This window comes from Bacillus manliponensis, assembly GCF_000712595.1.
In the GTDB taxonomy this organism is placed as follows: Bacteria; Bacillota; Bacilli; order Bacillales; family Bacillaceae_G; genus Bacillus_A; species Bacillus_A manliponensis.
Genome location: NZ_JOTN01000004.1, coordinates 273,464 through 287,580, shown reverse-complemented (window position 1 = coordinate 287,580; position 14,117 = coordinate 273,464). Strand labels below are relative to the sequence as shown.

Sequence of the window (14,117 nt, the reverse complement as noted above, 5' to 3'; positions counted from 1 at the left end):
CTTTCATTATATATTACTTCATTCACTAGTTCGTACATATTTGTTCAAAAAAAATACTGCTGAAAAGAGTTCTTTTCAGCAGTATTTTCGATTAGCGACGTAACCAAACTGCACCTGCAGAATGATCATCCGCTTCTCCAACAACTTCAAATTTCAATCCGAACTTCGGAAGCTTGCGCCCTGCATCTGGAATTGTATTATTAATATATGATTTTGAATCATCAAATTTCGTGACTCCTGCTAAACCTTTATAATCATACACTCCGTTTGTTAAACTTGAAACTTTCCACGCTGGAGTGTTCTCAAAAGAGAACGCAGCGTCAGCAATTTGATAACGAGTTCCTCCAACTACCGGCTTACCATCTAACTGACCAACTACTGCCTCTTGATGAGAATCCACAACTCCTAAGAAACCTTCACCAGGGTGACTACCTACCCAGTTGTCTTTATAATTTTCGTCCGCATACCAAACGACAAGACCTCTGTTATATACTGGTCCACGTGAGTGTTTCAGCGCTTCATCAGATCCAGCATAGTTTCTCCACTCTAAATAATAGTAGCGCTTCTTCTTTTCAATTCCGTTTGACACAACAAAGCCGTCTAACTTAAATTGCGGTTCACCTTCTGCATCATCAGAGAATACAACTTGTCCATCTACAGTTAAAGATGCATTATCAAGTCCAAAACCATCTGGTGCTACGGCAGGATCCGTCGTATATTCAAATACAAGTTTCACCTTTTTCCCTTTAAACTGACTTAAATCATATGACTTATCAATCCATTTACCGTCAGTTGTATCATTACCATTTTTAATATCTTCATCACCTAACACATCCACTAACGTTTTTGTTCCATCTTCTGCTACCGCATTTACTTCTAAGAAATCATAACCTGCTTCAATTTCATATAGCGTTTTAAAATCAAACTTCGCATTTGTTGCACTTGTTAAATCGAACAAAGGCGTTTCCATTACTGTATGAATCTTATCGTCTCTTGTACTGTAATAAAACTTTTCACCAAATGCTGGTTGTACTCCTTTTATTTCTTGATCCGGTAAATTCACACGAATCATACCTGGTCGCTTTGTTTTAGAGACACTTTGATCTAAATACGTTGCTAAACCGATACCTTTTCCTAACTTTTCATAATCAACCTCTACGATATTCGCCCAGTTTCCACTTATGTTCTTTTGTAAAAACTCTTTATTTTGTGGAGAAAAGCTTGTTGGTGTTGTACCAGCAATTTTACCATTCCAACTACCACCACTCATAATTGACCATGATTGAACTGGTTCACCTTTCCCCGTATACTGCGTATCATATTCATCCGGAAGGCCTAAGTCATGTCCATATTCATGTGCAAATACACCAACTGCACCATCTTCTGGCTCAATTGTATAATCAAATGCTGCCATCTTTCCGCCCCAATATGGAACTGACGCCTCTGTACCATCAATTGCGTACGGTGTATTTTCATGAATTGTCCAGCGATGTGACCAAATTGCGTCATCACCTAATCGACCACCACCTGCTTCTTGACCAACACCAGCATGAACTACCATTAAATGATCGATAATTCCATCTGGTTCATTATGATTTCCATCCTTATCTCTATCAGCTAAATCGAGTTCATCAAAATCAGCTAAGTTCATTCCACTCGCAACAGCTGCATTTAAAGCATCCTTTACAAACCCACGTGCTCCGTAAGGACCTTTGTTATCACGTCCTCCGTTAGGATGATCGCCACCGTAATCAGCAGCATTCCCAGGAACTGTTAACCAATCTGAAACAGTTCCGTCTACTGTATAACTTCCGCCAGACTGTTCTTCAAAATATTGTTTGAAAGTATCAACTTTAGAGCCATCAAACAATGTAAACTGTTCATCACCAAACAGCATTTTTTCATAATGTTCTTTGTTAAAATCATCTGCATACATATAGTTTGGTACTTGATCAATATTGTTACGTTTAAAATCATTAAACTCTACGAGTAATACAAGAACTTTATCAGTCCGAACTTCTCCATTATATGGAACTGCTTGCGCGGGAGTAGTTGGTACCTTTCCGTTCAATTTTCTATTCGGATTAACAGGCGTCGCTACACTACTACTAGGCTCATGAAGTTTTTCTTTTGCCTTTTCATTTGCATCATTTACCTGTTTCATAAATTCAGATGCTTGCTCCGTTACGCTGTCTTCTTTTCCAGAGCTCTCCCCTTGCTTTTTCTCAATATACTTTTCTAACGCCTTTTCTGTCTCCTTTTTGGAAGCATTTTTGTCAATCACACCACGTTCTTTTAGAGCATCTGCTAAGCGCTCCTCTGGAATAATGTGATGATCGATTGGACTTGATGGCAGCGCTTTAGCTGATGACGCTTCAGCTGCCTGTCCAAATCCAAAGGTGCAACTTAGCACCGCTGCCGCAGTTAATGTCGACAACACTTTAAATGGCTTCTTTCTCATCTCTGTTTCCTCCCCCAATATAAAATAAGTACTACCGCTAAAATATATTAAAAATTCTAAAAATTTTCAACATTTATTTTTATATTTTTTCAACTATCAACTTATATTCCTAATGGGTGGATATAGCGATTTAATAATGTTTTCTGAAAATATTGATAAATAAAGATGGAAATATTACAATTTTAGTAAATATAAATAAACAGCACTATGATCCATAAAAATACATTACATAGTGTTGAATAGGCTTATGTCGTATGTCAGTTATTACAGCTATTACTAGGGAGGAATATAAGTTGCAAAAAGAAAATATCGAAGTACTAGATCAAGAATGGCTTCGCTTAATGCACGAAGCACAAAAACTCGGATTATCAATCGAAGAAATTATACAATTTCTGAAAAATCCCATTCTACCAAGCAAAAACTAATCTAACATTTTTTTAGGAAAAATTTATGCTATAATCATTACATCATAAGTCGATTACATACATAGGAAAGGTGCGCTAAAATGATTGGAGAACGTATAAAAAGACTTCGCTTGCAAAAAGGAATTTCTTTAACAGAGCTTGCCGAAAAAGCCGGCGTAGCTAAATCTTATATTAGCTCTATCGAACGAAATCTACAGCAGAATCCTTCCATTCAATTTCTTACAAAAGTAGCTGCTGTTCTACATGTTCCTGTTGACGTCCTATTACATGACGAGCCAACAGACAAAACTGAGCTAGACGCCGAATGGACAAACCTTGTAAAAGAAGCAATGAACTCCGGCGTTTCAAAAGAACAATTCAAAGAATTTTTAGAGTTTACAAAGTGGAAACAAAGTCAAAAATAATATGATAAAAAGATTACCTTCTAAAAACAGAAGGTTCTTTTTATTTTAAAACAGAAGCGGGCACACCCCGCTTCTGTTTTCTTATATTATCTTTCTTCACCTTCAGTTTGCTCTGCTTCAAACGTCCATTTTAAGTTCAGAGAATCACCTTGGAATTTATTTTGATCTTGCTTGTTATCTACAAATTCAAACTCTACCCATAAATAATCATCAGTTCCAGCTTCAAGGCCAGACTTCTCTCCCCACTCCGGTGAGAATAAATCTTTTGCTACTGCATCTGGAGTCATATCTTTTAATTCTGCTAATGTTTTAGAGTATACTGGCTCAGCTTCTTTATCCCAGTTCCAGAAGAAGTTTACAACGATATGATCTGCAAGGTCTTCACCATTGTTATCACCTTTTGCATCTTTTACTTCATAGTCAGTTAATAGGTTTACAGTTTTAATTGGTAAAGAGCCATCATTTTTCAATAAGAATTCTCTCTTCACTGTGTCACCAGGCTTTAAATTATCCAGATCTACTAATACTTGTGGATCAACATTTAAATCTAGTGTACCTGCTGCAAATGTGTTATTTGTTTCTGCTTTGTCGCTAAAGAATGCAAATGTTCCTCCACCAATTAAAGATAATCCTAATGCTGCAGATGCAACTCCCATACCTAACTTTTTCTTTAAAGTCATTTTAAATTTCCCCCACTCTTTTTTTATTGTTAGCTCTTATGTAACTAAGAGATGTAACTAATAGAGTAGCTGCTTATTTCAACGGTGTAAGGTGCATATCGCTTTATCTATGTTCTTTAACAAGCTCTACACTGTTCATTATAAAGAACAATACTTTTGACAGAAAGCTGAAAAAAAGAGTGAATTCTTGGTTTTTCATGTCCTTTTCTTTAGTTTTCTTTCTTTTTCGATAATTGGCTTATATTTTCTCTGTTTTTCATTCTCTTATTATTATTTACAAATTTAAAAAATATCTTTCTCAAGTATATATCGTATTTTTCTCTTGACAAAAATATTAGTATATAAAATAGTCATAATATTCAATCCATTATATTCGTTATTTTCTTTGTTTTACATATAAAATTCATACAGTGAATAAGATAAAGACCAATAACTAACCATATTTTTACACACTAACCACCTGTACGTGGTAACATTATATTTTTACTTAGTATTAAATCTTCTAGAAAATTATCTTTTTCTCTACAAAAAATAAAGTGAAACTTCACTCAGTGGGGGTTTTCTCCATCCCTCACTGAGTGTTAGCCCGACCAATCGGGCTTTTACATTCAAAAGCGAAGACGACTGTTCAAGCACGACAAGTACAAGAGATAAGCCTTGGCGTGGCGAAGTTTTCCACAGAACGGCTTATCTCTTGTACTTAGGAGTCGTAGCTAGATTCGGGCTGTTAATCTCCTACCTAAACTTCTTCGCTTTTTCTCAAGTTTTGAGGTGGCAGTCCTACAGCCCGCAAATAGCGGGATAAAGAACATCTTTACCACTTTCTCTCCCATTGTGAGAGCTTTATACCATTTTCTAATACCTCCATCAAATGTTATGTGTTTATATCATGGCTTTAGCTAATTCTCAGTTTAAAATGAAAAAAAAAAGTGGGTTTCCCCACTTTTTTGTTTGCAGTATATTATCTTTCTGTACCTTCTCCTTGCTTACCTTCAAATGTCCATTTTAAGTTCAGAGAATCGCCTTGGAAGATATTTTGATCTTTACCATTTTCAACAAACTCGTATCTTACTAATAAATCATCACTATCCCCATTCTTTAATCCACCATTCTCAGCTAACCAACCGCCAAAAATACTTTCTTCTACTGCATCTGGAGTCATTCCTTTTAAGTCAGCTAATGTTGTTTGGAAGACTGGAACACTTAACTTATCACCGTTAATGATAAATGATACTTCAATATGCTTTCCAAAGTCTTCTCCGCCATTATCACCTTTTGCATCCTTCACAGTATATTCTGTTGCTAGTTTCACAGATTCAATATCCAAGCTACCACTGTTTGTTAATTTGAACGTACGGTACATAAAGTCACCAGGTTTAATGTTATTTACATCGATAATTGTCGTTGGGTCTACGTTAAGATCTAATGTACCTGCTGCAAACGTATTATTTGTTTCTGCTTTGTCACTAAAGAAGGCAAACGTTCCACCGCCAATTAAAGATAATCCTAAAGCTCCAGTTGCAACACCCATACCTAATTTCTTTTTTAGACTCATTTCGTATTTCCCCCAATTATATTTATATATTTGTTAACCTCCAAAATGGAGAGTATAACCACCGTATTGATAAATCACAATTTCATTAGTTATTACTTGCTGACTGCTCTTGTTCAGTAGGCTGAGTAGGTTCACTTGGTTGTTCCGGTTGCTCTGGCTGCTGTAATTCTGCTTGTTTCTTCTCTTCTTCCGCTTTCTTTAATGCCTCTTGCTGTTTCTTTTTTTCTTCCTCTAACAATCTCTGCTTTTCATCTTCAATCGCTTGTCCTAATGCTGCAATATTTGAATCTATTGTCTGAAACATAGCCTCTTCACTTATACCATTCGTCATATGTTGCACTTGTTCAAAACCAGCTTGTACATACTTTAAAACGTCATGTGCAGATGGTACATCGTTTTCCTTTACATTTTCTGTTGCCATGTTGTAATACGATTCAATCTCGGCATAAACGGTATGTAAAGCTGTAAGCTCGTTTTGAATGTCTCCCTTTCTTTGCTGCCATAGAGAATATTGTTCTTCCATCTCTATGACCGTTCCATGTCCAATCGCTGCATTGTTTATTTCGCTGTAATAATGAGATATTGTACTACTATGCCCTTCTGCCTTTCTTACTAAGTCTTCAATTGTTTTTGGAAAAACAATTGCTGCTGACAACACTGGTTTCACTACTTGCTGCGTAGAAAAGGCTGCTTCTGTATGCGTTACAATTTGTGATCCCATATAAAAAGCAATAGAACATATACACGGTAATACGAGTGCGCGTTTTACTTTATTAGGAGTTTTCGGCATAACTATCCCTCCTACCACATCTATTTTCTTAATAAAGAACCTGCAATTTCATTATAAAGAACAAAAAATAAAAAACAATCGTAAACTTTATATAAATTTCGACATTTTTGTTCACATTTTACATAATCTGTTATAAAGAAAATGATATGCATCCTGTACTCTATAACATAAAAAGACTATCAAATTGATAGTCTTTTTATGTTATTATCTGTCTTCACCAGCTTCTTGTTGTGCGTCAAATGTCCATTTCAATTCAAGTTTGTCGCCTTGGAATTCATTTTGATCCTTCTTATTATCAACAAACTCAAATTTCACTGTAAATTTATCATTCTTTCCAGCAGAAATACCTTTCTCATCCCAGAACCAAGCTGAAAGATCGTTATCTACCGCAGTAAGTGTATCACCTTTTAATTTATCTAACGTCGTTTGTTTTACAATTGTTTCATGCTTATCAACATTTTTTAAGAAAGTAACTTTAATGTGCTTACCAAAATCCTCTTTATTATCACCTTTTGCATCTACTACTTTGTAATCTGTCTTCAGCAATACTTTTTTAATATCTAATGTACCTTTATTTTCTAATTTGAAATCACGCTTAATTGTATCGCCAGGTTTTAAATTACCTACGTTTACAATTGTTGTTGGATCTACGCTAAGATCTAACGTACCTGCTGCAAATGTGTTGTTTGTTTGCGCTTTGTCGCTAAAGAATGCGAACGTTCCTCCGCCGATTAAAGATAAACCTAGTGCTGCTGATGCAACGCCCATACCTAATTTCTTTTTTAAACTCATTTTCTACTTCCCCCAATTATATTTATATATATTTGTTAACCTCCAAAAATGGAAGGCATAACCGAGTTAGACAGACTGTTCCGCAGACTTCTTTTTATCACTATCAATACTACGAATAGCACTAAAAATAGAAATTGCAGAATACCCTAGTAAAAACACTCCTGGAATAATGAGGAGCAGCGCTGCACCAGCTTTAGAATTCGCGTAATTTAATAAGTAACCAACATAAGGAACTGTAATATCGGCATACTTCCCAATTACATTTTGCGCAAGTACTGGCTCGGAATCTGGCCCATTATTGTTATCACCCTTCGTTTCATACATAACTTGTCCATTTACGTTTTTCACATCGATAATACGGTGAGTAACAATACGATCTTCTTTCTCTTTGTACGTAATAACGTCATCTTTTTTATATTGAGAACCATCTTTCGTTGGCTCAATCGCAATAATCGATCCTGTTAAAAATGTCGGCTCCATTGAACCTGATAATACCGTTTTAAATTGGTAACCCATCACAGTAGGAGTACCACCACTTGCTTTCGACGAAATAACAACAAATGCTAAACAAACCATCACTGCAAATAAAACAAATGAGATAATATTACTAATTATCTTCCAAACAAATTTCATTCGTCTCGTCTCCTATTCATGGTTTTATGAACTCTATCATTTCACAAAATAAAAGTTCTTTATAAAGAACTTAATTTCATATTATAACGAACTTTAGGATAACACAATAAAAGTTTTACATTTTCTCACAATTAATATCCTCCATTTTTCTACTTAAATAGACAAAAAACACCACATTACTCAAATAAAAAAGAAAGTTACTACTTTATTTCCTAGTAACTTTCTTCCTTACAACATACATTAACTTATCTGCTTTTCTTTCTTAGAAACAACATTCGTTCTGCGTCGTCTGCCAACATAAATTCCAACTATCGCAACTATAATCACGCCAGCCCCAATACCTGCAACTAGCTTCCATGAATAACTTTTCACAACTGGATTGCTTGCTTTTTTTGGACTTTCAAACGCTATATCTTCTGTAGAAAGAACATTTACACTTTCTAACGTTTCATTATTTTTCATCACATCCACCGTTCCAATCACATCTCCGCGGTGAATACCTGTTTCATATAATGATTTTTTATCAATTTCACTTTGTTTAAAAACAGCCTTTACATTTTTACCTTCATTTTGCTTCATTACAAGCTCAATACTTTTCTCTAACTCACCGTCAACTTGTTCTTCTAAATAATTAGCTTCCTCGTTCCAACTATTTTTATCAAGAACCATCTGTTTTGTAAACTGTGGAAATGCAAAATCAGCAAGCTTTTTCATATCTTCATAAATAGCTGGTCGATGAGAAGCCATCACCACGTTAATAATACGATTTCCATCTTTCTCATTTAATTGAACAAGTGTATTACGTGCTTCATCTGTAAATCCTGTTTTTCCACCGATACAATATGGATTTTCGAAATATCTACCTTTATTAAAGATCGAAGCCGTTTGCAATGAAGTTGTAACAGTCGTTTCTTTTGTATTCATTGCCGTCAAAATTTCAGGATATGGAAGGACTCCTCTCGTAATCATTGCCATATCATAAGCAGTTGTATAATGATTTGGATCGTGCAGACCACTTGATGTTACAAAGTTACTATCTTTTGCTCCAAGTTGTTTCGCTTTCGCATTCATCATAGCTGCAAAGTTCTCCGCAGTTCCCCCAACATGCTCACCAATGGCATATGCAACATCATTAGCACTTAGCACCATTAAAATCATAAGCGCTGTATCCCGGTCTACCGTTTCCCCCACTTGTAACTCGATTTGATAATTACTTTTCACCTGATCTAACGCTGTTTGTGAAAATGCAATTTGTTCGCCTTTTTCCGTATGTTCCATTAATAAAATGGCAGTTAACACTTTCGTCATACTGGCAGGATATGCATATGCATATGCATTTTTATCATATAATACATCCCCTGTCCTTCCATCAATAGAGACCGCAAACTGACCTTCTACCTCTGGGACAAGCTGACCTTCTGCATACATTGTTACAGGTGTAACAAAAAATAGTAGACTTGCAACTACAAAAGCAAACGCTTTCTTCCAAAATACCATATTCCTCTCCCTTTTCTTCCCCGCTTCACTTCCATACGTATACAAGCAAAGCCATTTTCATTACTATCTATTTCATTCTCTATTTATTTCCATTTTTGACTATATCATATTTTAAAAAGAAAATATATATAGTGACTGAGTTTTCATACAATTTATTGGTATAAAAAATCCCCTTCTACTATAATGTACCCTTTTATTTTTCGCAATGTATTTTTATACAATAAAAAGCAAAAATAACTAAAATAATAGAAAAAAGGACACTCTTCATTGAAAGTGTCCTTTTAAAATTATCTTCTCTCTTTACGTTTTTTCATATACCAAACTAACACGAAAAGGAATACAAGTCCTAAGATAATATAAGTAACTGTTGAAAAAATATCCATATAAGCAACAATATCTTTCCAAGAAGCTCCCACTGCCGCTCCTAAGTTTACTAACACTGTATTCCAAATTAACGTTCCCGCTGTTGTAAAGACAAGGAACAACGGAAAATTCATATTAGACATCCCCGCAGGAATCGAAATTAAACTACGAATAAGTGGAATCATTCGGCAAAAGAATACCGTCCAAATTCCATATTTATCAAACCAAGCATCTGCCTTATGAATATCTTCCTTTGTTAAACGAAGTATATATCCATAACGATCAATAATTTTCTCTAATCGCTGCACATCTAACAAGCGACCAACACCATATAACAATACAGCCCCAACAACCGAACCAATTGTTGCCACTGCAATAACACCCGTAATCGTTAAATCCGACGTCGTCGTCACAAACCCACCAAACGTCAAAATTACTTCTGATGGAATTGGTGGAAATAAATTCTCAAGGGCAATTAAAAAGAAAATGCCTAAGTAACCAAACTGCTCCATAATTTGTGTAATCCAAGCTTCCATGTTTGTCTCCTTCTACAAAAAAACAATATAAATATAACCATTCTCTTACTTACAACTCTCTCAAATTCCCTTGACAGAAAAATAAGAAAGATTATATCCCTCGATTATAAATGAAAAAAATAAAATAAACTACTATGCTTACATTACATTTTTGTAATGTTTTTGTAAATTTGATGCTTATTTATCCCGCATTAACGGGCTGTAAGACTTCCAACTCAGAACTTGAGAGAATGCGAAGCAGTTTAGGTGGGAGATTAACAGCCTGATTGGTCGGGCTAACAATCAGTGGGAGATGGATCCACTGATTGAAGGTTCACTTTATTTCCATATTTCAATCAAAAACCATTGTAAGATTTCACTCAATTCTGTATAATTAACCTAATAGAGTTCCAAAAGAGATTTAAAACTCTCTACATATCATGATCCCGTAGCTCAGCAGGGAGAGCGCCACCTTGACAGGGTGGAGGTCGCTGGTTCGAACCCAGTCGGGATCATATCATACGACAAAAAAGCGTTTTATTAATTAATAAAACGCTTTTTTGTCGTATATTTAGCCGCTCATGATATAGAAACAATTCGTTGACAAGTTTAATAATATTTTAATACCTAAAAATGAATCTGCTTTTTCTAGTGTAACTAGTTCAACATCTAATTTTGAAGATACGTCCAAATATTTATTATTGATGTTTGGATACATGAATAACACTTACACTGTGTAGAGACACTGGAACCAGTTTTAATTATTATGGAATTAAAAAGAACGCCTCCTTAAGAATAGGTAAGCGCCCTAAGTTTTCAATAAATCAACCTGTATCTCCATGAGCTGAGCTCTGTAGAGTATTAATAGCTGCTTGAGTGTTAACTGGAGTCTGTGTGCCTATCGTTACAATTGTCATCAATAACATTCCTAATAATAGCTTTTTCATTTTAACGCCTCCTTTTTAAAAATTTCTTTTTTAGCTTCATAACTTAAGTAAAAATATTTACTTCCTTGTTCAAAGCTTCCTTCTTTATGGAATTGGACTGCTAGTTCTTCCATGTATTCTTGAACGTATTCCCATAATCTTTCGTTTTTAAGATAGCCCATTCCTGCTAGTACTGCTTTTTCTAATTCTTCAGCAGCAACTTTTTTGTTTATTTCTCTTAGAATTGTAAAGTGATACTGATATTCTTCGTTTCCTAATTCTTTGCAAATAGTTAAGCCTTTTTCAATGAGTTGAGATGCAATTTCTTCTTCACCTAGTTTGACATGTTCTTTTGCTTTAACAAAAATAGCTTTATAATGATGAGGTTTCTTTTCAACAACTTCTGAAAGATATCGAATTGCTAAACTAGAAAGGTTTTGACTTGCATACATAAAGCCCAAGTTATGACGAACTAGTAAGATTGCTTTCTCATTCTTTTGCTTTTGAAATGTATCCATTGCAGTAACAAAGTATTCTTCAGCTAGTTCAAATTCCTTTAGATGCGTACAAGCTAACCCTAATAAATTATCGCAATAGGCTGCTTTTAATTCATAGTTTTCATGTTTAGCAAATATATCTCTAGCTTTTGTGCCGTGCTTAATGGCTAAAAGCGCTTGATAAATATGATAATGATATGTTGCTAAGTTATAATGAAATTCTGCTTCTTCCAGTTCATCAGGAATGTGTTTGAGTAAAAATTCTGCTTTATCATAATGTTCTTTAGCAAGGTTATAATTGCCGATTGCATTTGAATGAACAGCCTTATAAAAATGATAGTAATAAGATAAAAAGTTATCGGCGGGAATATCAAAAGATTCAATTTTATCAAAGCTATTCTTTGAAACACTTAAATTATCGACTAAATATTTATAACCGAAATCTAACAGGTAATAGTAAAGTAACATGTTTGAGTCTACTTCGTTATTGTGAATGATGGAATTAATTTCTTCTTTTAAACTATGGGCATTATCTATATTACGTGAACGTATTTCTTGATACCAATCGCTTAGTAACTTTGAAATTTGTTCATTCCCCTTTATTTGAACGTTCATGAAATCCCCTCTCTTTTTGAATATTCCTACAAACAATGATAGCAAGAATACAGTTTAATGAAAATTTACTTTTATATTTCTCAACATTCGTTTGACAATTCCAGCTTTAAATTCAATAGCAGAATGCAATTCTATTATATGAGTCTTATTAACACTTTTCATTTTAGTAGGTGAAATGGCTTGGTACTGTGAACTAGTCTCATATGGTATAATTTGTTTATGAAATAAAAGGGAAATTAGGAGTTATATTATTTTTTGATTAAGTTAACGACTGAAAGTTTCGTACAGGAGGTCAACCCATGAGTCTAAACATGTACATAGGGGAAGTACAGGCACAAACAGAAAGCATGAATGCTTTTTGTAACGCAACAATTCAAGGGATGGAAGAAGTAATTCGTTCAATTGATGCGTTTACAGGTGACATCATGCTTCAAGGTAAAACGTATGATAGTGCAAAAATATTCTTTGTGCAAACGTATCGGCAGTTAGCACAAGGAATTATTTATTTATGTGAAGAATTAATTCGCCAAAACGAGGTATTTCCAAGTGACTTTCAATCAGAGGTTGCTACAGTAGATGTGATTGAACAAGAAATACTTGAACAAATTCGAGAACTACAGCAAATGATTGCAGCCATTGAGGCAATGAGTGAACTAACGCCTGAGACGGCAGCAATGCTACAAATTTATCATGCGATGAAGCGAAAACTAGAAGATAAGTTAGAACGTTTACATCAATTTAACGCGTCTTCTAGCAATAATTATACTACAGCCCTTCAGTTAGCTACTAGTATCGCAAAAGGGCTTGCAGAAGTACAAAGTGGAAAAGGATTTCAAGCTGTCAGCGGAACATTTCATATCGAAAAATTAAATATGGAATGGGCAAAGCCAATTCAAGTGATTACGGAAGAGAGAAATCGTCAAGCAGAGAAACTAAAAGTTGAAGTGAATGATAATAATACTGAAAAATCTTTATTAGAGAAAATTTTGAGGGGTATTTATTATGGTTCGGGAAAAGTGATTGAAGGTATTGAAGAGGGGTTCGATTCGCTAGATGATACAGTAACACAAGAAAACCTTAAATATGCTGTAGGTCACCCTATAGAAACATTTTTTACGATGTGGAATACCTTATCAGATTCATTTATTAATGACGTTGTGCATGGTGATGCTGAGAGTACTACAAGTTGGATAATATCTGCGTTTATGGAAGTTGGTTTAGGGGTGGTTAGTGATAAAGGGATAAGTAAAGTAAGTAAAATAGGTAAAGTAACTACACTAGGAGAAGATACGAATGTATCTAAATTCTCCGAAGTTGTTTCATCTATTACAAATAAATTACCGTTACAAGACCGATTTGCATTTGTTGGTGCTAGTGAATTTAAAAATACTCAGAGAAATCCTATTGGTTATTTAAAAGAAGCACATGATACATTTGTGTTCTTGAAAAATGGGAAAAGCAAGATTAAAGATGTACAAGAAGTAATAAAGGATTATGCTGATAAAGTACTTGATAGAGTAAATGTAAAAAATGAATATCCCGATTCATATACAGCATCTAAAGTATTACGTGAAGAACTTAAGGATGCAGGAATTGAACCACCACCGTATCCTAATGCAGCACATCACATTGTACCTTGGAATGATGGTAGGGCTGTGGAAGTACAGGAATTATTAAAAGAGATTGGAATAGACCCTGATTCTGCTGCAAATGGGGTGTTTTTACCTTATCAAGTGAATGATTATGTGACCACTGAAGTTTTACATGTAGGTAACCATTCTAAAGAGTACATCAGAGAGGTAACAGAAAGGCTGAATAGTGTTATAGAAATGGGTGGCACTCAAGCTGATATAGCTGAAGTTTTACATCAAATAAGACAAGAGTTATTAGAAGGTAAAATAAAACTAAATGAACCAAGAAAATAACTATATCTTAGTAAATAAATAGCGAAGGAGAATATACAT

At 34.7% G+C, this 14,117-nt stretch carries 13 protein-coding genes and 1 tRNA gene; 4 read left to right on the top strand and 10 right to left on the bottom strand.

Features of this window, described 5'->3' with window-relative positions:
* Window positions 1–91: 91 nt before the first annotated feature.
* Window positions 92–2,461: an immune inhibitor A domain-containing protein gene (locus BAMA_RS07360; protein ID WP_034637765.1), complete on the bottom strand. Its 2,370-nt coding sequence runs from the start codon at window positions 2,459–2,461 to the stop codon at window positions 92–94.
* Window positions 2,462–2,754: 293 nt separating this feature from the next.
* Between BAMA_RS07360 and BAMA_RS23870 the strand changes: the two genes are divergently transcribed.
* Both BAMA_RS23870 and BAMA_RS07355 read left to right on the top strand, forming a co-directional pair.
* Window positions 2,755–2,886, top strand: coding sequence for an anti-repressor SinI family protein (locus BAMA_RS23870; RefSeq protein WP_235184427.1), 132 nt, complete (start codon window positions 2,755–2,757; stop codon window positions 2,884–2,886).
* A gap of 80 nt (window positions 2,887–2,966) precedes the next feature.
* Entirely contained in the window at window positions 2,967–3,290 is a 324-nt protein-coding gene (locus BAMA_RS07355) for a helix-turn-helix domain-containing protein (RefSeq protein WP_034637763.1), read from the top strand.
* 86 nt (window positions 3,291–3,376) lie between these two features.
* On the opposite strand, the gene BAMA_RS07350 is transcribed toward BAMA_RS07355, so the two are convergent.
* The 7 genes from BAMA_RS07350 to BAMA_RS07320 all read right to left on the bottom strand — a co-directional run bounded on the left by BAMA_RS07350 (window position 3,377) and on the right by BAMA_RS07320 (window position 10,136).
* Window positions 3,377–3,970 (bottom strand): CalY family protein, encoded by a 594-nt coding sequence (locus BAMA_RS07350; RefSeq protein ID WP_034637761.1) that lies wholly within the window; start codon window positions 3,968–3,970, stop codon window positions 3,377–3,379.
* A gap of 961 nt (window positions 3,971–4,931) precedes the next feature.
* Window positions 4,932–5,525, bottom strand: coding sequence for a CalY family protein (locus tag BAMA_RS07345; protein WP_034637759.1), 594 nt, complete (start codon window positions 5,523–5,525; stop codon window positions 4,932–4,934).
* Window positions 5,526–5,610: 85 nt separating this feature from the next.
* The gene (locus BAMA_RS07340; protein WP_051758887.1) at window positions 5,611–6,315 is read right to left on the bottom strand and encodes a DUF4047 domain-containing protein; all 705 of its coding nucleotides are present in this window, start codon (window positions 6,313–6,315) and stop codon (window positions 5,611–5,613) included.
* A gap of 204 nt (window positions 6,316–6,519) precedes the next feature.
* On the bottom strand, window positions 6,520–7,107 hold the full coding sequence (locus BAMA_RS07335; RefSeq protein ID WP_034637758.1) for a CalY family protein: 588 nt from the start codon (window positions 7,105–7,107) through the stop codon (window positions 6,520–6,522).
* 66 nt (window positions 7,108–7,173) lie between these two features.
* Complete coding sequence (gene sipW / locus BAMA_RS07330) at window positions 7,174–7,740, bottom strand: signal peptidase I SipW (protein ID WP_034637756.1); 567 nt, start codon at window positions 7,738–7,740, stop codon at window positions 7,174–7,176.
* Between the two features lie 240 nt (window positions 7,741–7,980).
* Entirely contained in the window at window positions 7,981–9,237 is a 1,257-nt protein-coding gene (locus BAMA_RS07325) for a D-alanyl-D-alanine carboxypeptidase family protein (RefSeq protein WP_034637754.1), read from the bottom strand.
* A gap of 287 nt (window positions 9,238–9,524) precedes the next feature.
* Complete coding sequence (locus tag BAMA_RS07320) at window positions 9,525–10,136, bottom strand: DedA family protein (RefSeq protein WP_034637753.1); 612 nt, start codon at window positions 10,134–10,136, stop codon at window positions 9,525–9,527.
* 421 nt (window positions 10,137–10,557) lie between these two features.
* On the opposite strand from BAMA_RS07320, the gene BAMA_RS07315 reads away from it, so the two are divergent.
* Window positions 10,558–10,630, top strand: a tRNA-Val gene (locus BAMA_RS07315).
* 309 nt (window positions 10,631–10,939) lie between these two features.
* On the opposite strand, the gene BAMA_RS25380 is transcribed toward BAMA_RS07315, so the two are convergent.
* Entirely contained in the window at window positions 10,940–11,062 is a 123-nt protein-coding gene (locus BAMA_RS25380; RefSeq protein ID WP_265182707.1) for a hypothetical protein, read from the bottom strand.
* Window positions 11,059–12,153: a response regulator aspartate phosphatase gene (locus tag BAMA_RS07310; RefSeq protein ID WP_034637752.1), complete on the bottom strand. Its 1,095-nt coding sequence runs from the start codon at window positions 12,151–12,153 to the stop codon at window positions 11,059–11,061. Before BAMA_RS07310 ends, BAMA_RS25380 begins: the two co-directional genes overlap by 4 nt.
* A 299-nt stretch (window positions 12,154–12,452) precedes the next feature.
* On the opposite strand from BAMA_RS07310, the gene BAMA_RS07305 reads away from it, so the two are divergent.
* Entirely contained in the window at window positions 12,453–14,078 is a 1,626-nt protein-coding gene (locus tag BAMA_RS07305; RefSeq protein ID WP_034637751.1) for an AHH domain-containing protein, read from the top strand.
* The last annotated feature ends 39 nt before the right edge of the window (window positions 14,079–14,117 follow it).

Coding starts and splice junctions, on each gene's coding strand:
- BAMA_RS07360 (WP_034637765.1), bottom strand. CDS start 2,461: ATGAGAAAGAAGCCATTTAAAGTGTTGTCGACATTAACTGCGGCAGCG.
- BAMA_RS07355 (WP_034637763.1), top strand. CDS start 2,967: ATGATTGGAGAACGTATAAAAAGACTTCGCTTGCAAAAAGGAATTTCT.
- BAMA_RS07350 (WP_034637761.1), bottom strand. CDS start 3,970: ATGACTTTAAAGAAAAAGTTAGGTATGGGAGTTGCATCTGCAGCATTA.
- BAMA_RS07345 (WP_034637759.1), bottom strand. CDS start 5,525: ATGAGTCTAAAAAAGAAATTAGGTATGGGTGTTGCAACTGGAGCTTTA.
- BAMA_RS07340 (WP_051758887.1), bottom strand. CDS start 6,315: ATGCCGAAAACTCCTAATAAAGTAAAACGCGCACTCGTATTACCGTGT.
- BAMA_RS07335 (WP_034637758.1), bottom strand. CDS start 7,107: ATGAGTTTAAAAAAGAAATTAGGTATGGGCGTTGCATCAGCAGCACTA.
- sipW (WP_034637756.1), bottom strand. CDS start 7,740: ATGAAATTTGTTTGGAAGATAATTAGTAATATTATCTCATTTGTTTTA.
- BAMA_RS07325 (WP_034637754.1), bottom strand. CDS start 9,237: ATGGTATTTTGGAAGAAAGCGTTTGCTTTTGTAGTTGCAAGTCTACTA.
- BAMA_RS07320 (WP_034637753.1), bottom strand. CDS start 10,136: ATGGAAGCTTGGATTACACAAATTATGGAGCAGTTTGGTTACTTAGGC.
- BAMA_RS25380 (WP_265182707.1), bottom strand. CDS start 11,062: ATGAAAAAGCTATTATTAGGAATGTTATTGATGACAATTGTAACGATA.
- BAMA_RS07310 (WP_034637752.1), bottom strand. CDS start 12,153: ATGAACGTTCAAATAAAGGGGAATGAACAAATTTCAAAGTTACTAAGC.
- BAMA_RS07305 (WP_034637751.1), top strand. CDS start 12,453: ATGAGTCTAAACATGTACATAGGGGAAGTACAGGCACAAACAGAAAGC.